Annotated in this window: 17 protein-coding genes; all 17 read left to right on the top strand. The window is 65.1% G+C overall.

Translation table 11 applies throughout. The features are described from left to right. Window positions 1–4: 4 nt before the first annotated feature. The 17 genes from OU419_RS09830 (at window position 5) to fliF (ending at window position 19,988) form a co-directional block, all read left to right on the top strand. Window positions 5–775 carry a class I SAM-dependent methyltransferase gene (locus OU419_RS09830; protein ID WP_254471979.1) on the top strand — a complete coding sequence of 257 codons (771 nt, stop codon included), beginning with the start codon at window positions 5–7 and terminating at the stop codon, window positions 773–775. After that, the gene (locus OU419_RS09835) at window positions 772–1,440 is read left to right on the top strand and encodes an acetyltransferase (RefSeq protein WP_254471980.1); all 669 of its coding nucleotides are present in this window, start codon (window positions 772–774) and stop codon (window positions 1,438–1,440) included. The genes OU419_RS09830 and OU419_RS09835 overlap by 4 nt, the downstream gene beginning before the upstream one ends. Then, complete coding sequence (locus OU419_RS09840) at window positions 1,440–2,363, top strand: glycoside hydrolase family protein (RefSeq protein WP_254471981.1); 924 nt, start codon at window positions 1,440–1,442, stop codon at window positions 2,361–2,363. Before OU419_RS09835 ends, OU419_RS09840 begins: the two co-directional genes overlap by 1 nt. Beyond that, window positions 2,360–3,298, top strand: a complete 939-nt coding sequence (locus tag OU419_RS09845) for a GNAT family N-acetyltransferase (RefSeq protein WP_254471982.1) — start codon at window positions 2,360–2,362, stop codon at window positions 3,296–3,298. The genes OU419_RS09840 and OU419_RS09845 overlap by 4 nt, the downstream gene beginning before the upstream one ends. A gap of 2 nt (window positions 3,299–3,300) precedes the next feature. Then, complete coding sequence (locus OU419_RS09850) at window positions 3,301–3,717, top strand: sugar 3,4-ketoisomerase (RefSeq protein WP_254471983.1); 417 nt, start codon at window positions 3,301–3,303, stop codon at window positions 3,715–3,717. Continuing rightward, window positions 3,714–4,829: a DegT/DnrJ/EryC1/StrS family aminotransferase gene (locus OU419_RS09855; RefSeq protein ID WP_254471984.1), complete on the top strand. Its 1,116-nt coding sequence runs from the start codon at window positions 3,714–3,716 to the stop codon at window positions 4,827–4,829. The genes OU419_RS09850 and OU419_RS09855 overlap by 4 nt, the downstream gene beginning before the upstream one ends. Further along, window positions 4,826–8,539 carry a glycosyltransferase gene (locus OU419_RS09860; protein WP_254471985.1) on the top strand — a complete coding sequence of 1,238 codons (3,714 nt, stop codon included), beginning with the start codon at window positions 4,826–4,828 and terminating at the stop codon, window positions 8,537–8,539. The genes OU419_RS09855 and OU419_RS09860 overlap by 4 nt, the downstream gene beginning before the upstream one ends. 324 nt (window positions 8,540–8,863) lie before the next feature. Further along, a complete protein-coding gene (locus OU419_RS09865) occupies window positions 8,864–10,309 on the top strand; it encodes a flagellin (RefSeq protein WP_254471986.1) in 1,446 nt (481 codons plus the stop codon). Window positions 10,310–10,387: 78 nt separating this feature from the next. Further along, a complete protein-coding gene (locus tag OU419_RS09870; RefSeq protein ID WP_254471987.1) occupies window positions 10,388–10,738 on the top strand; it encodes a flagellar protein FlaG in 351 nt (116 codons plus the stop codon). Between the two features lie 84 nt (window positions 10,739–10,822). Beyond that, window positions 10,823–12,265, top strand: a complete 1,443-nt coding sequence (gene fliD / locus OU419_RS09875; protein ID WP_254471988.1) for a flagellar filament capping protein FliD — start codon at window positions 10,823–10,825, stop codon at window positions 12,263–12,265. A 127-nt stretch (window positions 12,266–12,392) separates the two neighbouring features. Next, the gene (gene fliS / locus OU419_RS09880; RefSeq protein ID WP_254471989.1) at window positions 12,393–12,773 is read left to right on the top strand and encodes a flagellar export chaperone FliS; all 381 of its coding nucleotides are present in this window, start codon (window positions 12,393–12,395) and stop codon (window positions 12,771–12,773) included. 14 nt (window positions 12,774–12,787) lie between these two features. Beyond that, complete coding sequence (locus OU419_RS09885; RefSeq protein ID WP_254471990.1) at window positions 12,788–13,084, top strand: flagellar protein FliT; 297 nt, start codon at window positions 12,788–12,790, stop codon at window positions 13,082–13,084. A 260-nt stretch (window positions 13,085–13,344) separates the two neighbouring features. Beyond that, window positions 13,345–14,820 carry a sigma-54 dependent transcriptional regulator gene (locus tag OU419_RS09890; protein WP_254471991.1) on the top strand — a complete coding sequence of 492 codons (1,476 nt, stop codon included), beginning with the start codon at window positions 13,345–13,347 and terminating at the stop codon, window positions 14,818–14,820. Window positions 14,821–14,940: 120 nt separating this feature from the next. Continuing rightward, window positions 14,941–16,167 (top strand): sensor histidine kinase, encoded by a 1,227-nt coding sequence (locus tag OU419_RS09895; protein WP_254471992.1) that lies wholly within the window; start codon window positions 14,941–14,943, stop codon window positions 16,165–16,167. 5 nt (window positions 16,168–16,172) lie between these two features. Then, window positions 16,173–17,588 carry a sigma-54-dependent response regulator transcription factor FleR gene (gene fleR, locus OU419_RS09900; protein WP_254471993.1) on the top strand — a complete coding sequence of 472 codons (1,416 nt, stop codon included), beginning with the start codon at window positions 16,173–16,175 and terminating at the stop codon, window positions 17,586–17,588. A 277-nt stretch (window positions 17,589–17,865) separates the two neighbouring features. Further along, on the top strand, window positions 17,866–18,198 hold the full coding sequence (gene fliE, locus OU419_RS09905) for a flagellar hook-basal body complex protein FliE (RefSeq protein WP_254471994.1): 333 nt from the start codon (window positions 17,866–17,868) through the stop codon (window positions 18,196–18,198). An 11-nt stretch (window positions 18,199–18,209) separates the two neighbouring features. Continuing rightward, window positions 18,210–19,988 carry a flagellar basal-body MS-ring/collar protein FliF gene (gene fliF, locus OU419_RS09910; RefSeq protein WP_254471995.1) on the top strand — a complete coding sequence of 593 codons (1,779 nt, stop codon included), beginning with the start codon at window positions 18,210–18,212 and terminating at the stop codon, window positions 19,986–19,988.

The following is a 19,988-nucleotide window of genomic DNA, read 5'->3' on the forward strand; positions in this document are numbered from 1 at the left end:
GTCGATGAGTAAGGACCGTTTCGCCGACTATCGCCAACTGGGTTACGACGACTTCCGCCAGTTGGCGTCGCGCGACGACCTGAGCCTGCACCAGAAGATCGGCTTTCCCAACGAGTATCGCGAAGGGTTTGCCCAGGTGATTCTCGCCGACGTGCGCGCCAAGCTGCCGGCGCTCGACCGTCCTGCCGCAGTCGTGCTGGATATCGGCGCCGGTTGCGGCGAGCTGGCGTTGCAGATGCAACGCCAGGCCCGGGTGCTTGAGCAGCGCCTGCTGCTCAACGACTCCGCCGAGGTGCTGGCGGCCCTGCCCGAATCGGCGGGCAGCCAGAAGGTGGCGGGGCGCTTCCCCGAGGAGTTGGGCGAGTATCTCGATGGCTGGCGCGGCGGTTTCGACGCGGTGCTCTGCTACAGCGTGTTCCAGTACGTCTTCGCCGAGGGTAGGCCGTTCGATTTCCTCGACCAGGCACTGGCCCTGCTGGCGCCTGGTGGCCGCCTGCTGATCGGCGACCTGCCCAGTTCGGGTATGCTCCAGCGCTTCCTCGCCTCCGACAGCGGCAAGGCTTACCACCGCCAGTACAGCGGGCGCGACGAAGACCCCGAGGTCCACTTCAATCGACTGCAGCCGGGCCGGATCGACGATGCGGTGCTTCTGGGCCTGATGGCGCGTGCGCGCGCCGCCGGCTTCGACGCCTGGCTGGTGCCGCAGCCGTCTTCGCTGCCAATGGCCAACCGTCGTGAAGACCTGCTGTTCCAGCGCCCCGGAGCACGGCCATGAGCCACAAGCTGATCATCGCTGGCGACAGCGCGTTCGCCGAGATCGCCTACGAATACTTCACCCACGATTCGGAGTACGAGGTGGTGGGTTTCACCGTGGAGCGCGACTACCTGCGCAAGACAGAGCTGTTCGGCCTGCCGGTGGTGCCGTTCGAGGATCTGGAAGCGCATTTTGCGCCAGCGCAGCATGCGTTCTTCGCCGCGGCCACCTACACCCAGCTCAACCGCTTGCGCACGCGCCTGTATCTCGATGCCAAGGCTCGTGGCTACACGCCGGCCAGCTACATCAGTTCGCGCGCCTTCCTCTGGCGCAACGTGACGCTGGGCGAGCACTGCTTCATCTTCGAAGACAACACCGTGCAACCCTTCGTTGGCATTGGCGACAACGTGGTGCTGTGGAGTGGCAACCACATCGGCCACCACAGCCGTATCGGTGACAACTGCTTCATCGCCTCCCATGCCGTGGTGTCGGGATTCTGCGAGATCGGCGCTAACTGCTTCCTCGGCGTCAATGTCACGCTGGTGAACAACATCCGAATCGGTGACGACTGCCTGATCGGTGCCGGTGCGCTGGTGGCCAAGGATGTCGAGGAGGACAGTCTGGTGAAGACTGCGCCCGGCAGTGCAGGTCCCAGCGCACGCCGCTATTTCAAGGTCAGGGACTGATGCGCTGGCGCAAGCTGGGGCTGATTCCATCGCCGCGCGTTGGCGACTGGGCGGTGAGCCACGCGATGATCCCAACCCCGGTGCTGCTGGCGGATCGTATCCGCCTCTACGTGTCCTGCCTGGACGGGCAGGGTATCGGCCGGCCCGGCTATGTCGAGGTAGCGCTCGACGACCCCACGCAGGTACTGCATGTCTGCGCCGAGCCGCTGCTGGATGCTGGCCGTCCGGGTACCTTCGATGAGAACGGCGCGGTGGTGTGCTCGGTCGTCCCTGGCCCCGTACCGGGCCAGTGGCTGATGTACTACGTAGGCTTCGAGCTGGGTACGCGGATTCGCTATCGGCTGCTCACCGGTATCGCCCTGAGCGACGACGACGGCCAGACCTGGCGCCGCTGGCGCGAGACGCCCGCGCTTGAGCGCAGCCCGAAGGAGCTGTTCTTCCGCTGCGGGCCGTTCGTGCAGCGCGAGGCCGGCGGCTACCGCATGTGGTACATCGCTGGCAGCCAGTGGACCCAGGTGCAGGGCAAGCCGATGCCGGTTTACGAACTGCGCTACCTGGAGTCGCCCGATGGCCTTGTCTGGGGCGATACCGGCCAGTTGTGCATGGCGCTCGATCCCCAGCGCGACGAACACGGTTTCGGGCGTCCCTGGGTCATGCGCGAAGAAGGCCGATACCACCTGTATTACTCGATTCGCCGCGCATCGCTCGGGGCTTACCGGCTGGGTTTCGCAACGTCCGTGGATGGCCTGGACTGGCGGCGCGACGATGCCGCGATGGGGCTGGATGTGTCGGCTGAAGGCTGGGACAGCCAGGCGATCATGTATGCCGCCGCGTTGCGTGTGGGCCAGCGCACCTACTGCTTCTACAACGGCAACGACTTCGGCCGCGACGGCATCGGCGTCGCCGTGCGAGACGACGCATGAAGGCCGTCCGTTATGACGCCAGCCTGCATCGCGGCCTGTGGGATGATGCCGTGCGTGCCGCACGCAATGGCGTGTTCCTGTTCCAGCGCGGCTACATGGATTACCACGCCGGCCGTTTCGAGGATTGCTCACTGCTGTTCGTCGATGGCGACGAGCGCATCAGCGCCATCCTGCCGGCCAACCGCCAGGATGGTGTGCTGCACAGCCATGCCGGCCTCACCTTCGGCGGGTTGCTGCTGGCGCCGGAAACCGGGCAGCGGCAGGTGATGGATATTTTCGAGTGCCTGCTGGACAGCCTGTCGGCGCTGGAGGTAGCCGAGCTGCGCTACAAGTGCGTGCCGGCCATTTACCACGTGCGCCCGTGCGAAGAGGATCGCTATGCGCTGTTCCGCTTCGGCGCAGAGCGTTATCGGTGCGACCCGAGCAGTTGCCTGGCACCGGCAGACCTGGATCTGTCGAGCCGTCGCCGGCGTGGCCTGGGCAAGGCCCGCAAGCAGGTTCTGGAGGTGCGTGAAAGCACCGACTGGCGCGGCTTCTGGTCTGTGCTGCGGGAGAATCTTGCCAGCCGCCACGACACGGCTCCGGTGCACAGCGAGGCGGAAATCGAGCTGCTCGCCTCGCGATTCCCGCAGGCCATCCGCCTGTTCGGCTGCTTCGCCGGCGAGCGCTGGCTGGCCGGCAGCGTAATCTACGACAGCGGCCAGGTGGCGCACGCCCAATACATTGCGTCCACTGCGCAAGGGCGCGAGAGCGGCGCCCTCGACCTGCTGTTCACCATGTTGGTTTCGGATGTCTTCGCCCGCAGCCCGTGGTTCGACTTCGGCATTTCCAGCGAAGCCCAGGGGCTTCGCCTCAACGAGGGGCTGATCGACTTCAAGGAAGGCTTCGGCGCCCACACCATCGTTCATGAATTCCATTGTCTGAGGCGGGGCTGAGCATGTCCTTGCAACACGTACGCATCATCGACCTGCCGCGCATCCTCGACCCGCGGGGCAACCTGACCTTCATCGAGGGCGGCAACCATGTGCCGTTCGACATCAAGCGTGTCTACTACCTCTACGATGTGCCGGGCGGTGCCCATCGCGGTGGCCACGCCCATCGCGAGCTGCACCAGCTGATCATCGCGATGTCCGGCAGCTTCGACATCCTGCTCGACGACGGCAAGACCCGCTTCAAGTACCACCTCAACCGCTCCTACTACGGCCTGTACATCCCGCCGATGATGTGGCGCGAGATCGACAACTTCTCCTCCGGCTCGGTGTGTATGGTGCTGGCCTCCGCACCGTTCGACGAGGCCGACTACTACCGCGACTACGCGGAATTTCAGCACGATGTGCTCGGCAAGCCGGCATGAAGGTAGCGTTCCTCGACCTCCACGCCATCAACGCCCGCTACGAGTCGCGGATCAAGGCGGCGATGGAGCGCTGCTTCGACAGCGGCTGGTATGTGCTCGGGCGCGAGGTACAGGCCTTCGAAGCCGCCTTCGGCAACTACTGCGGAGGTCGCAGGGCGGTAGGCGTCGGCAATGGCCTGGACGCGTTGACGCTGGCCTTGCGTGCGCTGGGCATCGGGCCGGGCGATGAGGTCATCGTGCCCGGCCACACATTTATCGCCACCTGGCTTGCGGTCACTGCCGTAGGGGCCGAGCCGGTGCCGGTGGATGTCTGCGAGCATTCCGCCAACCTCGACCCGATGCTGATCGAGCGCGCGATCACGCCGCGTACCCGTGCGATCCTGCCGGTGCACCTTTACGGCCATCCCGCGGATATGCCCGCTATTCTGGACATCGCCAGCGCCCACGGTCTGGCGGTGCTGGAGGATGCCGCGCAGGCTCATGGCGCGCGGCTGCACGGCAGGGTGTGCGGCAGCTTTGGCGACATGGCCGGCTTCAGTTTCTACCCCGGCAAGAATCTTGGCGCGCTGGGTGATGGCGGCGCGGTGGTATGTGCGAGCGATGCCCTCGCCGAGCGGGTGGAACGCTTGCGCAACTATGGCTCGCGGGTGCGTTATGCCCACGAGGAGCTGGGCTGCAACTCGCGCCTGGACGAGCTGCAGGCGGCCATTCTCAACGTCAAGCTCGATGCGCTGGAAGCCGAGAACCAGCGTCGCCGGCAGATCGCCGCGCGCTACGCGCAGGGGCTCGCCGGCCTGGCGGAACTCGGGCTGCCGGCCACCGCGGAGGGCGCGGAGCCGGTGTGGCATCTGTACGTGGTGCGCAGCGCGGAGCGCGATGCCCTGCAGGCGTACCTGGCTGCCCATGAGGTGCAGACCCTGATCCATTACCCCACGACTCCGCACCGCCAGCCTGCCTATCAGGGGACGCCTGCGGCCGCCTGCGCGGTGCCGGTCAGCGAACGGCTGGCCGCCAGCGTGCTGAGCCTGCCGATGGGCTCCCATCTCGATGATGCCCAGGTCGACCGGGTCGTCGATGTCATTCACCAGTTCTACGAGCGGCGCAGCGCATGAGTCAGCCCACGGTCAGTGTCTTCATCCCGTCCTATAACTACGAGCGCTACATTGCCGAGGCGATCGACTCGATCCTTGCCCAGACCTGGCAGGACTGGGAGCTGGTGATCGTCGATGACGCTTCCACCGACGGCAGCCGGGCGTTGATCGAGCGCTACGTCGAGCGCTATCCGCAGAAGATTCGCGCGCATTTCCTCGAACAGAACGGCGGCCAGGCGCGCTCGGCGCGGCTGGGGCTGCAACTGTGCCGGGGTCGCTACATCTCCTTCCTGGCCGCCGACGACGTGGCGACGCCGCAGCGCCTGGAGCAGGGCGTGGCGTTGCTGGACAGCCGCCCGGATGTCGCGGCTGCCTTCTCCAGGGTCGGCGCCATCGATGCGCAGGGCAGGGAGCTCCAGGTGGAGACGGTGTTCAACAAGGACTTCTCGTCCATGCGCCAGGAGCTGCTCGCCGGCAATTTCCTCTGCGCGACGTCCACCATCGCCCGCCGCGACGTACTGCTGGCCGAGGGCGCCTGGAATTCCGAGCTGCGTGCAGTGGAGGACTACGACCTGTGGGTACGCCTGCTGGCGCGGCACGAACTGGTGCGTGTCGACGAGGTCTGGGTCAAGTACCGTCTGCACGACAGCAACCTGAGCAGTATCACCAACCTAGACGGCGTTCGTGCCAATGCGCGCTACGAGACGCTGATGGTGGCGCTCAGCGCCATCGATCTGTGGCCTATCGAGAAGATCTTCGATTTCGTGCATGCGCCGGGTACTGCCGGCCACGAGCTGGAAGTGGGGGCTGCCCGGTTGAGTCTGGCCCGGCATTGCCTGCAACTCGATCAGCAGTACTGCGGCCGCCCGCTGCTGGGCACCGGCAAGGCTTATGCGCTGGCGCTGCAGGTTTCCCTGGCCACGCCGGATCACCCGGAGCTGCCAGGTGTTCTCGCAGCCATCTATGCCGCACTTGGCGACCAGCCGCGTGCCCACGGCGAGCGCTCGATGCTCGCTCGTGACTGGCTGGCGCAGCCCCGTTCCGACGCGCCGTGCTTCAGCTACGACCGCTGGATCGCGGAGCGCGTGGTGGACGAGTCCGCTCCCTCAGTGGAAGCGCTGGTGCAGCACTTGGCGCCAGCCTTCGATTTCCGTATCGAGATCCTCGCGGCAGACGGTGCGGTCGAGGCGGTGGAGCGCACGCTCGCCAGCCTGGCCCGACAGCAGGGTGGCTTCAATCTCGCGGTGCGCGTGCACGGCCTGACGGAAGCGCCGCGGCGGGTCGCCGGGCTGGCCATCGAGTGTTGCCCGCAGGGCGAGGAATGGGTCGAACGCATCAACACCGGGCTTCAGGATGCGCCTTCGGGCTGGCTGGTACTGCTGGAGGCTGGCGATCAACTGGTCGACCATGCGCTGGTGCTGCTGGCCGAGCGTGCCCAGGCGGAGCCGGGCATGGCCTGCTGTTACTTCGATCAGGACCAACTCGTGGACGGCGTGCCGAGCGCGCCGGTGTTCAAGCCCGACTTCAATCTGGATCTGCTGCGCAGCTATCCCTATGTCGGAGCCTGCGTGGCACTCGACGCGAGGGCGCTGTCCGAGCTGGGTGGCCTGAACCCGGAGCATGGGCGTCTGGCCACGGTGGACCTGTTCCTGCGCGCGGCGGAGACCAGGGGGCTGGACAGCATCGGCCACATCGCCGAAGTGCTGGTTCATGGCGAGCGTTCCCTGGGGCAATGGCTGACCGATGAGCGCGTGGTCGCCGAGGTGCCGCGCGTGGTGTCCGCACACCTCCAGCGCCTGGGGGTGCCGCATCGCATCGAGCCGGGCGTGCTGCCGATGATCAACCGGGTCACCTACGACTACCCGGAGCAGCCGCTGGTCTCCATCCTCGTACCTACCCGCGACCAGTTGCCGCTGCTGCAGCGCTGCGTGGAGAGCCTGCTGGATAAGACCCGCTACCGGCACTACGAGCTGCTCATCATCGACAACGGCAGCCAGGACGCAGATGCGGTGCAGTGGCTGGCCGGTATCGATGCCCTGGATAGCGAGCAGGTGCGAGTGCTGCGTTATCCACAGCCGTTCAACTTCTCGGCGATGAACAATTTCGCCGCGCGGCAGGCGCGTGGCGAGTACCTGGTGCTGCTGAACAACGACACCGCGATCATCGATGGCGGCTGGCTCGATGCACTGCTCAACCACGCGCGGCGGCCCGAAGTCGGCGTGGTTGGCGCCAAGCTCTACTACCCCGACGGACGCATCCAGCATGGCGGCGTGGTGCTGGGGCTGAATGGCCCGGCGGACCATCCGTTCATGGGCGCGGAGCACAACGCGCCCGGCTACATGCACCGCCTGCTGGTGGACCAGAACTACAGCGCCGTCACGGCCGCCTGCCTGATGATTCGCCGCAGCCTCTACGATGACGTGCAGGGCATGGACGAGGTCGATTTCAAGGTCTCGTATAACGATGTCGACCTCTGTCTGAAAGCGCGCGAGGCCGGTTATCTCGCGGTATGGACGCCCTACGCCGAGGTACTGCACGAGGGCAGCGTGAGCCAGAAGCACGTCGACCCGGCAACCCAGGCGCAAAAGGCGCAGCGCTTCCAGGGCGAGCAGCAGGCGATGTACCGCAAGTGGTTGCCGCTGCTCGCGCGCGACCCGGCATATAACCGCAACCTCAGCCTGGGCCGCGCTGGCTTCGAGGTGGAGCTGACCCGCAACCTGGCGTGGCAGCCGTTCAGCCAGCCGCTGCGCCCGCGCGTGCTGTGTTATCCCGCCGACCACTTCGGCTGCGGGCATTACCGTGTGCGCCAGCCGTTCCAGAGCCTGCTGCGCCAGGACCTGATCGAGGGCGCGCTGAGCGAGAACCTGCTCGATGCAGTGGAGCTGGCGCGTTTCGAGGCCGATGTCGTGGTGTATCAGCGGCAGACATCGGATGCGCAGTTGGCGTCGATCGAGCGGACGCGGGGCCTGACCGGCGCCTTCCGCGTCTACGAGCTGGACGACTACCTGCCCAACCTGCCGATGAAGAACCTGCACCGCGAGGAGATGCCGAAGGATGTGCTGCGTTCGTTGCGTCGCGCGGTATCGATGATGGACCGCTTCGTGGTTTCCACCGCGCCGTTGGCGGAAGCCTTCGCCGACCTGCATGCTGACATCCGCGTGATGCCCAACCGCTTGCCGGTGGATTGGTGGGGTGGGCTTTCCAGTCAGCGTCGGGTTGGCCGCAAACCGCGTGTCGGCTGGGCCGGCGGAGTAGGGCATAGCGGCGATCTGGAGCTGATTGCCGATGTGGTTCGCGACCTGGCCGGGGAAGTGGAATGGGTGTTCTTCGGCCTCTGCCCCGACAAGCTGCGGCCCTATATCCACGAATGGCATCCGGGTGTGGCCATCGCCGATTACCCGGCTCGGCTGGCGTCGTTGAACCTGGATCTCGCCCTGGCGCCGCTGGAGCAGAACCGGTTCAACGAGTGCAAGAGCAACCTGCGCCTGCTCGAATACGGTGTGCTCGGCTTCCCGGTGATCTGCAGCGACATCCTGCCGTACCGAGGCGACCTGCCGGTGACCCTGGTGAAGAACCGCTACCGCGACTGGGTCGATGCGATCCGCGCGCACCTCGCCGATCTGGATGCCGCCGCGCGAGCCGGCGATGCCCTGCGGGAAGCGGTACGCCGGAACTGGATGCTCGATGGGGCGAATCTTCACGACTGGGCCAGGGTCTGGTTGCCCGACTGACATCGTTGCACTGAACGAAGGGACCGTGAGGTCCCTTTTTTCATGCCGCCGGGTGCGTTGGGGGCTAAAGATTCCGTTGCCTGCGCCGATGCTCCGGATGTCGGTACGCAAGTGCCTAAATTGATCTGGCAAGTCGCCTGAAGACCTCCGCGTGCGGTATGCAAGGGCTTGAAAAGCAAGAGGAAAAAAATCTTCCTGTTTTTTTCTAAAGCTCTTCGCGGGGGCGCCGATACAAAGGACGAATGCGAATTCTTGGGGTACCTGAGCAAGCAGGCCGAGATATCGCAAGCTCAGGAACGAACAGGACCACTGAAGGAGACCATCATGGCCCTTACCGTCAATACCAACATTGCTTCCCTGAACACCCAGCGTAACCTCAACGGTTCCTCGAACGCGCTGAGCACCTCGCTGCAGCGTCTGTCCACTGGTAACCGCATCAACAGCGCCAAGGACGACGCCGCCGGCCTGCAGATCTCCAACCGTCTGTCCAACCAGATCAGCGGCCTGAACGTTGCCACCCGCAACGCCAACGATGGCATCTCCCTGGCGCAGACCGCTGAAGGTGCCCTGCAGCAGTCCACCAACATCCTGTCGCGTATTCGTGACCTCTCCCTGCAGTCCGCCAACGGCTCCAACAGCGACGCCGACCGTGCCGCCCTGCAGAAGGAAGTGTCCGCCCAGCAGGCCGAACTGACCCGTATCGCCGACACCACCACCTTCGGTGGCCGCAAGCTGCTCGACGGTTCCTTCGGCACCTCCAGCTTCCAGGTCGGTTCCAACGCCTACGAAACCATCGACGTCAGCCTGCAGAACGCCTCGGCCAGCGCCATCGGCTCCTACCAGGTCGGCAGCGAAGGCGCCACCGCTGCCGCTACCGTAGCGGGCACTGCTTCTGCCAGCGGCACCGCCTCGGGCACCATCAATATCGTTGGCGGCGGCCAGACCAAGGCCATCAAGCTCGCCGACGGCGACAGCGCCAAGGTCATCGCCGACAAGATCGACGGCTCCATCCCGAACCTGTCCGCCCGTGCCCGTACCGAGTTCACCGCTGCTGTGAACGTGACCACCGGCAACAGCCTGAGCTTCGACGTGAAAGTCGGCAACAACACCGTGAACCTGGCAGGCGTTACCTCCACCCAGGACCTGGCTGACCAGCTGAACTCCAACGCCTCCAAGCTCGGCATCACCGCCAGCGTGAACGACAAGGGCGTGCTGACCGTCACCTCCGCCACTGGCGAGAACGTGTCCTTCAGCAACAAGACAGGTACCGGCACCGTCGACGTGGCCGTACGTGGCTCCAACGGCAAGTTCGAGGCTACCACCCACGACGTGCTGACTGCTGCCACCAGCACTGTCACCGGCTATGTCCAGTTGAACTCGCCGACCGCCTACTCGGTCAGCGGCACCGGCACCGAAGCTTCGCAGATCTTCGGTAACGCCAGCGCTGCCCAGAAGAGCACTGTCGCCAACATCGACATCTCTACCGCCGATGGCGCCCAGAACGCCATTGCCGTGATCGACAACGCCTTGGCCGCCATCGACGCCCAGCGTGCCGACCTCGGTGCTGTGCAGAACCGCTTCGACAACACCATCTCGAACCTGACCAACATCTCCGAGAACGTCGACGCAGCCCGTAGCCGCATCAAGGACACCGACTTCGCTTCGGAAACTGCAACCCTGTCGAAGAACCAGGTTCTGCAGCAAGCCGGTACCGCGATCCTGGCCCAGGCCAACCAGCTGCCGCAGTCTGTACTCAGCCTGCTCCGCTAAAGGTTGGCGGGTCTTCGATCCGACCACAGGAGGAAGGGGCAACCCTTCCTCCTTTTTGCCTTTTCGAAGGAGTGAACGATGGACGTTGGAAACATAGCCGGGCTTTCGGCGTTCAAGAGCGCCTCGCGCAGCGATCCCGCGCTCCCCGCAACCCCCGCTGCCGGCCGGCAGGAAGGGGAGGGTGAGCCGACGGAGCGCAGCGATTCGCGCGCGCGGCTGGACGCCGCCGTGTCGGATATCCAGAAGCATGTGCAGGGCGTACGCCGCAATCTCAATTTCAGCATCGACGACACGACCGGTGATGTAGTGGTCAAGGTCATCGATGGCGACTCCGGCAAGGTGGTGCGGCAAATTCCTTCCGAGGAAGTGCTGAAACTTGCCGCTCGACTCGACGATATGCGCAGCCTGATGTTCGAAGCCCAGGCATGACGCGGGATTGGTGAAGCTGGTACGGCAATTGCTCTATTTCGGGCAACCGCGCGACAGCGAATGATTTTTTGACGGAGGTGGGAGATGGCAGGTATTACCGGCCTGGGTTCGGGGCTCAATATCGACAGCATCGTGAGTTCGCTGGTGAATGCCGAAAAGGCACCCAAGCAGAACCAGATCGATACCCTGGAGAAGAAAACCACCACCCAGATCACCGCTATCGGTGGGCTCAAGAGTGCCATCAGCACTTTCCAGACCGCGCTGGGCAAGCTCAACACCATCAACCAGTTCCAGGCGCGCAGCTTCGCATCGTCCAACAACGACGTGCTCAAGGGCAGCGCCACCGAGAAAGCCGTTGCCGGCTCCTACCAGATCCAGGTAGAGCAACTGGCCGCCGCCAGCAAGATCGCGCTGGGCGCGGTGCCGGCCGACAGCAGCTCGACCTTCAACAGCGGCACGCTGAAGATTTCCCTGGGTGATGTGAAGCTCGACGACATCACCATCGATAGCAGCAACAACAGCCTGGCCGGCGTTCGCGATGCGATCAACAAGGCCGGCAAGAGCCAGGGCGTCACCGCCACCATCGTCAACGATGCGCAGGGCTCGCGCCTGGTGGTCTCCAGCAACAAGACCGGCGAAGGCAAGGACCTCAAGATCGAGGTTACCGACAGTGGCTCGGGCGGTACCCAGTCGCTGAGCAAGCTGGCGTTCGATCCGTCCACCGCTCCGGACCTGTCCAAGCTGACCGATGCGCAGAAGAACAACGGCGACGGCGGCTTCATCACCCATGCCCAGAGCGCTCTGCTGACCGTGGATGGCCTGGAGGTGAAGAGCGACACCAACAGCGTCTCGACAGCCATCGAAGGTGTCACCCTCGACCTCAAGACCAAGACTGAGGTCGACAAGCCGATCACCGTGACCGTCGACCTGGACAAGGCGACAGTCAAGACCAACATCAAGGCGTTCGTCGACTCCTACAACACCCTGATGAGCTTCGTGAACGCGCAGACCAAGGTGACCAAGGTCGGCGAGGACAAGGCCCCAGTTACCGGGGCGCTGCTGGGTGACGCCAGCGCACGCTCGCTGGTCAGTGCCGTGCGCAACGAACTGGTCGCGACCCAGGGCGACAGCGACAGCAAGATTCGCGTGCTCGCCGACCTGGGCATCACCACCAAGGCCGACGGTACGCTGGAAGTGGACGACGACAAGCTGGACAAGGCAGTCGGCGACAACTTCGAAGCCGTCGCCTCGCTGTTCACCGGCGACAAGGGCCTGGCTACCCGTCTGGACAACAAGCTCAAGCCCTACACCGACACCAACGGTATCCTCGACCAGCGCAGCAGCGTGCTGCAGAAGACCCTGAACAGCGTCGACGATCAGCAGGACGCCCTGGATCGGCGCATGACCGCGCTGCAGGAACGCCTGTACAAGCAGTACAACACGATGGACTCGCTGGTGAGCAAGCTGACCCAGACCACCACCAGCCTGACCAGCCAGCTCGCCAGCCTGCCGTTCGCCAAGAGCTGATCGGCCTGCCCTGGCGTCGCGCCCGGCTGCCGGCCGGGCGTGACAAAAAATCCTCAAGAAGCCTTCAAGCTCCTGCGTTACTGGCCGATACCTTGGTCAGTAGATGAATTCCCAGCAGGAGCCTGCCATGTACGCCATGAGAGCCATGAAGCAATACCAGCAAGTCAGCCTGGAGTCGCGCGTCGCCGAAGCGTCGCCACACGGGTTGATCCAGATGCTCATGCAGGGCGGTCTGGAGCGCATGGCGCAGGCGCGCGGCGCCATCGAGCGTGGCCAGTTGGCCGAACGGGGCGAACTGATCAGCAAGGCCATCGGTATCGTCGGCGGTCTGCGCGAGGCGCTGAACCCGGAGCAGGGCGGCGAATTGGCGTATAACCTCGACAGACTCTACGGTTACATGACCGAGCGTCTGCTGGAGGCAAATCGCACTGGCGATACCGCGATCCTCGACGAGGTGTCGGGCCTGCTGCGCGAAGTGAAATCGGGCTGGGACGCGATCGCCGCCTGAAAGAAGGAAGAGCCATGAATCAGGCCATGCAACAACTGAACGAGACTCGCGCCGCGCTGTCCGCCGCGATGCACAACAAGGACTGGGACGCCATAGGCGAACTGGATCGCGTGTGTCGTGAGCAGGTTGAGGTGGCCATGCAGGACGCCGGGCGTGACGAGCAGGCGCTGCGCGACACGATGGAGCAGCTGCTTGCGCTCTATGGCGAACTGGTGAAAGTGTGCACCGCGCAGCGCACCGCCATTGGCGAGGAACTGACCGCCGTGCGTCGCTCCAGCCAGGGAGCCAAGGTCTACCAGATGTTCGGCTGATCCGTTCGGGTCAGCTTTCCCTGGGCGGCCCTCGGGCCGCCACCGCGTTGTGCGAACTGCCTCACAGTTCGAATGCCATGATCCGGGTCAACACCCTTCGTCGGGCAGCATCAAAAAAAACACGCCATAAATTTGACTCTTGCCACATTTTTGACTTTACTAATGGCCAAATGCTGGCGAGCACGAGGAAATTGTGCCATCGCCAGCCTCGTGTCAGCAGCCGTACGACGGCCTCAAAGCCCCGGGATGACAAGCTAAAGATGTGGCGCGAAACCAAGATTCTCCTGATCGATGACAACCAGGAACGGTGCCGTGATCTCTCGGTCATCATCGGCTTCCTCGGCGAAGACCAACTCTCATGCTGCAGCCGCGACTGGCGCCAGTCTGTCGATGCGTTACCCAACGGCAGCCGCGATGTCCTGTGCGTGCTGGTTGGCAGCGTGGAAAGCAAGGGCGGATCGCTGGAGCTGCTCAAGCAACTGGCGGCCTGGGACGAATACCTGCCGGTGCTGCTGATCGGCGAGCCGGCCCCCGGCGACTGGCCCGAAGAGCTGCGCCGCCGCGTGCTGGCCAGCCTGGAGATGCCGCCCAGCTACAACAAGCTGCTCGATTCCCTGCACCGTGCCCAGGTCTACCGCGAGATGTACGACCAGGCCCGCGAGCGCGGCCGCCAGCGCGAGCCCAACCTGTTCCGCAGCCTGGTCGGCACCAGCCGTGCGATCCAGCAGGTGCGGCAGATGATGCAGCAGGTCGCCGACACCGACGCCAGCGTGCTGATCCTCGGTGAGTCCGGTACCGGCAAGGAAGTGGTGGCGCGCAACCTTCACTACCATTCCAAGCGCCGCGATGCGCCCTTCGTGCCGGTCAACTGCGGAGCGATCCCGGCGGAATTGCTGGAAAGCGAGCTGTTCGGCCACGAGAAGGGCGCCTTCACCGGCGCCATCACCAGCCGCGCCGGCCGCTTCGAGCTGGCCAACGGCGGCACCCTGTTCCTCGACGAAATCGGCGACATGCCGCTGCCGATGCAGGTCAAGCTGCTGCGCGTGCTGCAGGAGCGCACTTTCGAGCGCGTCGGCAGCAACAAGACGCAGAACGTGGACGTGCGCATCATCGCCGCCACCCACAAGAACCTCGAAAAGATGATCGAGGACGGCAGCTTCCGCGAAGATCTCTACTATCGACTCAACGTCTTCCCCATCGAGATGGCCCCGCTGCGCGAGCGCGTGGAGGACATCCCGCTGCTGATGAACGAGTTGATCTCGCGCATGGAGCACGAGAAGCGCGGATCGATTCGCTTCAACTCCGCCGCCATCATGTCGCTCTGCCGTCACGACTGGCCGGGCAATGTGCGCGAGCTGGCGAACCTGGTGGAGCGCCTGGCGATCATGCACCCCTATGGCGTGATTGGCGTAGGCGAACTGCCGAAGAAGTTCCGCCACGTCGATGACGAGGACGAGCAACTGGCGAGCAGCCTGCGCGAGGAACTGGAAGAGCGCGCGGCGATCACCGCCGGCCTGCCGGGCCTCGACTCGCCGGCCATGCTGCCGGCCGAGGGCATCGACCTGAAGGATTACCTGGCCAACCTGGAGCAGGGTCTGATCCAGCAGGCGCTGGACGATGCCAGCGGTGTCGTCGCCCGTGCCGCCGAACGCCTGCGCATCCGCCGCACCACGCTGGTGGAGAAAATGCGCAAGTACGGCATGAGCCGCCGCGAAGAGGAGATGGCGGAGGATTGACGCCTCCGCCACACTCATTTTTCTAACTCATTGAAATGTAACGATTAAATTTTAGGCACGCGGTTTGCTAAGACTCAACTGACCGACAGTTCTACGACGTCGGACGGATGAGAGAACCGCATGATGCCAGTCGCCCAACGCCAGTCCGAAATTCCTTCCCAGGCCCCAGTCGAAACGAGCGGCACGGTGGAGGAGAGCAGCCGCGCGAACCTGGAACAGGCTTTCGCACTGTTCAACCAGATGTCCAGCCAGCTCAGCGAGTCCTACAGCCTGCTGGAGGCGCGCGTTACGGAGTTGAAGGGGCAGCTGGCGCTGGTCAGCGCCCAGCGCATGCAGGAACTGGCCGAGAAGGAGCGCCTGGCCAACCGCTTGCAGAGCCTGCTCGACGTACTGCCCGGCGGCGTCATCGTGCTCGATGCCCAGGGGGTGGTGCGCGATGCCAACCCGGTGGCCTGCGCGCTGCTCGGCAAGCCGCTGGTGGGCATGCTCTGGCGCGAGGTGATCGCCCGCAGCTTCGCTCCCCGTGCCGACGACGGCCACGAAGTTTCCCTGCGCGACGGACGCCGCGTGTCTATCGCCATCCGCTCGCTGAACGGCGAGCCGGGCCAACTGATTCTTCTCAACGACCTGACGGAAACCCGTCGCCTGCAGGATCAACTGGCCCGCCATGAACGCCTCTCGGCGCTGGGCCGGATGGTTGCCTCGCTGGCGCACCAGATCCGTACGCCGCTGTCCGCCGCGATGCTCTATGCCAGCCATCTGAGCGAGCAGGAGCTGCCGCTGGAGCAGCAGCAACGCTTCGCCGGCCGCATCAAGGAACGCCTGCACGAGCTGGAGAGCCAGGTGCGCGACATGCTGGTGTTCGCCCGTGGCGAGCTGCCCTTGCCCGACCGCCTGGCTCCGTCGCAACTGTTTGCCAGCCTGCGCGCCGCCGCCGAATCCCACGTCAGCGGCCTTAACGTGCGCTGGCAGTGCGACGCCCGTGCCGGCGAGCTGCTGTGCAACCGCGACACCCTGGTCGGCACCGTGCTCAACCTGGTGGAAAACGCCATCCAGGCCGCCGGGCGCGATGTGCGCCTGAAAGTCCATCTGTATGCCCGCGGCGATAGCCTGCGGCTGTCCATCAGCGACAACGGCCCGGGCATGAGCGACGAAACCCTGGCGCGCCTGGGGGAGCCGTTCTTCACCACCAAGACCACTGGCACCGGCCTGGGGCTGGCGGTGGTCAAGGCCGTCGCCAAGGCCCACCAGGGCGAACTGCGCCTGCGTTCGCGCGCCGCTCGCGGCACCTGCGCCACCCTGATTCTGCCGCTGATCGTGGCTCACCCTATCGCTCACGAGGAATGAACAACATGGCCGCCAAAGTCCTGCTGGTCGAAGACGACCGCGCTCTGCGAGAAGCCCTGTCCGATACCCTGATGCTCGGCGGGCACGACTTCGTTGCCGTCGACTGCGCCGAGGCTGCGCTGCCGGCGCTGGAGAAGGAAGCCTTCAGCCTGGTGATCAGCGACGTGAACATGCCGGGCATGGACGGGCACCAGTTGCTCGGCCTGATCCGTGCGCGCTACCCGCAACTGCCGGTGCTGCTGATGACTGCCTACGGTGCGGTGGATCGTGCGGTCGAGGCGATGCGCCAGGGCGCGGCGGACTATCTGGTCAAGCCCTTCGAGCCGAAGGCGTTGCTGGAGCTGGTGGCACGCCATGCGCTGGGTGCTGTGGGCAGTTCCGAGGGTGACGGTCCTGTGGCGCTCGAACCGGCCAGCCAGCAGTTGCTGGAGCTGGCTGCCCGCGTCGCGCGTAGCGATTCCACGGTGCTGATCTCCGGCGAGTCCGGCACCGGCAAGGAAGTGCTGGCGCAGTACATCCACCAGCAATCGCCGCGCGCGGCCAAGCCCTTCGTGGCGATCAACTGCGCGGCGATCCCCGACAACATGCTGGAAGCCACGCTGTTCGGCCATGAGAAGGGGGCCTTCACCGGCGCCATTGCTGCCCAGCCCGGCAAGTTCGAGCTGGCCGACGGCGGCACCATCCTGCTCGACGAAATCTCCGAGATGCCGCTCGGCCTGCAAGCCAAGCTGCTGCGCGTGCTGCAGGAGCGCGAGGTGGAGCGCGTCGGCGCGCGCCGGCCGATCAGCCTGGACATCCGCGTGCTCGCCACCACCAACCGTGACCTGCTCGGCGAGGTGGCGGCGGGACGTTTCCGCGAGGACCTTTACTACCGGCTCTCGGTCTTCCCTCTGGCCTGGCGCCCGCTGCGCGAGCGTCCGGCGGATATCCTGCCGCTGGCAGAGCGCCTGCTGGCCAAGTACGTGCGCAAGATGAACCATGCGCCGGTCAGCCTTTCCGCCGATGCCCGCGCCGCGTTGCTGGCGCACCCTTGGCCGGGCAACGTGCGGGAGCTGGACAACGCCATCCAGCGTTCACTGATTCTGCAGCAGGGCGGCCAGGTCCAGGCCGCCGACCTGTGTCTGGCCGCGCCGATCGGCCTGGCTCCACGCCCAGCCCTGGCTGCCGTGGCGCCTGCCGCCGCGCCGCAGGTTCCGGCCAGCGTCGAGATTCCGGCGCCGTCCGTCCAGGAGGCCGGAGCGCTGGGTGAAGACCTCAAGCGCCGCGAGTTCCAGATGATCATCGACACCCTGCGCAGCGAGCGCGGCCGCCGCAAGGAGGCCGCCGAGCGCCTGGGCATCAGCCCGCGCACCCTGCGCTACAAGCTGGCGCAGATGCGCGATGCGGGCATGGACGTGGAGGCGTATCTCTACGCCAGTTGATAGTTGCCGCTTTCCCCTTATTGGCCCGCACTCGTGCGGGCCTTTTCTTGTTGCGCACGCAGCACCTGATGGGGTGTGCCCGGCATTCGTCTGATAGCCGTCGGCGCTGGTTGTCGATGGCTGTCCCTCCTGTATCGTCAACGGGGCTGAAATGCCCGCCGCAGAGGCTTTTCCACCTGTATTGGCGGCATCGTTGAAACCTGGCACCCAAGTTGCAAACTCCTGTGCAAAGCGCCGCGCGGCGTCAAAAAACCGCGGCCAGTCGGAGGGGTAGGTAATGAGTCAGGGTGTCGAATTCAATCGTCTGCTGCTGGAAATGCGCTCCATGCAAATGGAGGCGATGGCCAAGTCCAGGGCGCAGGCCGCGCCAGTGGCCGAAGCCGGTGCGCCGAGCTTCTCGCAGATGCTCGATCAGGCGGTCGACAAGGTGAACGGCACCCAGAAGGTCGCCACTGACATGGCTACCGCTTTCGAAGTCGGCCAGAGCGGCGTCGATCTCACCGACGTGATGATCGCCTCGCAGAAAGCCAGTGTGTCCTTCCAGGCCATGACCCAGGTACGCAACAAGCTCGTCCAGGCGTACCAGGACATCATGCAGATGCCGGTCTGAGGTAGCAGGTCATGGCTGAAGCCACCGTAGACAGTCAGGTCCCTGCCAAGCTCGGCGAACCGAAAAAGCCGTTGCTGGGCCTGGCCTTCCTCGAAAACCTTGCGGACATGCCCGTGTTGCGCCAGGTCGGCCTGCTGGTCGGTCTGGCCGCGAGCATCGCCATCGGCTTCGGCATGGTGCTGTGGTCGCAGCAGCCGGACTACAAGCCGCTGTACGGCAGCCTGAATGGTGTCGACGCCAACAAGGTTGTCGAGGCCCTGAGCGCCGCCGATATCGCCTACAAAGTCGAGCCCAACTCCGGCGCGCTGCTGGTGAAGGCCGACGATCTGGGCCGTGCGCGCATGAAGGTCGCCAGCGCCGGCGTCGCGCCGACCGACAACAACGTCGGCTTCGAGATTCTCGACAAGGAACAAGCCCTGGGCACCAGCCAGTTCATGGAAGCGACCAATTACCGTCGCGGCCTGGAAGGCGAACTGGCCCGCACCATCTCCAGCCTGAACAACGTCAAGGGCGCCCGCGTGCACCTGGCGATTCCGAAGAGTTCGGTATTTGTCCGCGACGACCGCAAGCCCAGCGCTTCTGTGCTGGTCGAGTTGTATCCGGGGCGCAGCCTGGAGCCGAGCCAGGTGATGGCCATCGTCAATCTGGTGGCGACCAGCGTGCCGGAACTGAACAAGTCCCAGGTCACTGTCGTCGACCAGAAGGGCAACCTGCTGTCCGACCAGCAGGAACTGTCCGAGCTGACGATGGCCGGCAAGCAGTTCGACTACACGCGCCGCATGGAGGGCCTGTTCACCCAGCGCGTGCACAGCATCCTGCAACCGGTGCTGGGCAATGGCCGCTACAAGGCCGAGGTGTCGGCCGACGTTGACTTCAGCGCGGTGGAGTCCACCTCCGAGTCCTATAACCCGGACCAGCCGGCGCTGCGCAGCGAGCAGAGCAACAATGAGGAACGGCAGAACAGCAACGGCCCGCAGGGCGTGCCGGGTGCGCTGTCCAACCAGCCGCCGGCGCCCACCACCGCGCCGCAGCAGGCCACCCAGAACGCGCCGTCCGACTACGTGGCGCCGGGCCAGCCGCTGAAGGATGCCAACGGCCAGCCGATCATCGATCCGAAGACCGGCAAGCCGGAGCTGGCGCCGTACCCGACCGACAAGCGCCAGCAGAATACCCGCAACTACGAGCTGGACCGCTCGGTGAGCTACACCAAGCAGCAGCAGGGTCGCCTGCGCCGGCTTTCCGTCGCCGTGGTGCTGGATGACCGCGTCATCACCGATGTGAAGACCGGCGAGGTCAGCCACAAGCCGTGGAGCGCGGACGAGCTCGCCCGCTTTACCCGCCTGGTGCAGGATGCGGTGGGCTACGACGCCAGCCGTGGCGACAGCGTCAGCGTGATCAACGCGCCGTTCGCCGCGGAGCAGGGCGAAGAGATCGTTTCGCCGCCGTTCTACACCCAGCCGTGGTTCTGGGATGTGGTCAAGCAGGTGCTGGGCATCGTCTTCATCCTGGTGCTGGTGCTCGGTGTGCTGCGCCCGGTGCTGAACAACCTGTCGGGCAACAAGAGCAAGGCCCTGGTGCCCGCCGGAGGCGAGGGCGGCATTGGCGACCTGGGGGGCCTGGAAGGCGAGCTGTCGGACGACCGCGTCAGCCTCGGCGGCCCCGCCAGCATTCTGCTGCCCAGCCCGTCCGAGGGTTACGATGCGCAGCTCAATGCGATCAAGAGCCTGGTCGCGCAAGACCCTGGGCGTGTCGCCCAGGTGGTGAAAGAGTGGATCAATTCCGATGAGTGA

The organism is Pseudomonas triclosanedens (assembly GCF_026686735.1).
GTDB lineage: Bacteria > Pseudomonadota > Gammaproteobacteria > Pseudomonadales > Pseudomonadaceae > Pseudomonas > Pseudomonas triclosanedens.

Coding starts and splice junctions, on each gene's coding strand:
- OU419_RS09895 (WP_254471992.1), top strand. CDS start 14,941: ATGATGCCAGTCGCCCAACGCCAGTCCGAAATTCCTTCCCAGGCCCCA.
- OU419_RS09860 (WP_254471985.1), top strand. CDS start 4,826: ATGAGTCAGCCCACGGTCAGTGTCTTCATCCCGTCCTATAACTACGAG.
- OU419_RS09830 (WP_254471979.1), top strand. CDS start 5: ATGAGTAAGGACCGTTTCGCCGACTATCGCCAACTGGGTTACGACGAC.
- fliE (WP_254471994.1), top strand. CDS start 17,866: ATGAGTCAGGGTGTCGAATTCAATCGTCTGCTGCTGGAAATGCGCTCC.
- OU419_RS09890 (WP_254471991.1), top strand. CDS start 13,345: ATGTGGCGCGAAACCAAGATTCTCCTGATCGATGACAACCAGGAACGG.
- fliD (WP_254471988.1), top strand. CDS start 10,823: ATGGCAGGTATTACCGGCCTGGGTTCGGGGCTCAATATCGACAGCATC.
- OU419_RS09840 (WP_254471981.1), top strand. CDS start 1,440: ATGCGCTGGCGCAAGCTGGGGCTGATTCCATCGCCGCGCGTTGGCGAC.
- OU419_RS09865 (WP_254471986.1), top strand. CDS start 8,864: ATGGCCCTTACCGTCAATACCAACATTGCTTCCCTGAACACCCAGCGT.
- OU419_RS09845 (WP_254471982.1), top strand. CDS start 2,360: ATGAAGGCCGTCCGTTATGACGCCAGCCTGCATCGCGGCCTGTGGGAT.
- fliF (WP_254471995.1), top strand. CDS start 18,210: ATGGCTGAAGCCACCGTAGACAGTCAGGTCCCTGCCAAGCTCGGCGAA.
- fleR (WP_254471993.1), top strand. CDS start 16,173: ATGGCCGCCAAAGTCCTGCTGGTCGAAGACGACCGCGCTCTGCGAGAA.
- OU419_RS09850 (WP_254471983.1), top strand. CDS start 3,301: ATGTCCTTGCAACACGTACGCATCATCGACCTGCCGCGCATCCTCGAC.
- OU419_RS09835 (WP_254471980.1), top strand. CDS start 772: ATGAGCCACAAGCTGATCATCGCTGGCGACAGCGCGTTCGCCGAGATC.
- OU419_RS09855 (WP_254471984.1), top strand. CDS start 3,714: ATGAAGGTAGCGTTCCTCGACCTCCACGCCATCAACGCCCGCTACGAG.
- fliS (WP_254471989.1), top strand. CDS start 12,393: ATGTACGCCATGAGAGCCATGAAGCAATACCAGCAAGTCAGCCTGGAG.
- OU419_RS09870 (WP_254471987.1), top strand. CDS start 10,388: ATGGACGTTGGAAACATAGCCGGGCTTTCGGCGTTCAAGAGCGCCTCG.
- OU419_RS09885 (WP_254471990.1), top strand. CDS start 12,788: ATGAATCAGGCCATGCAACAACTGAACGAGACTCGCGCCGCGCTGTCC.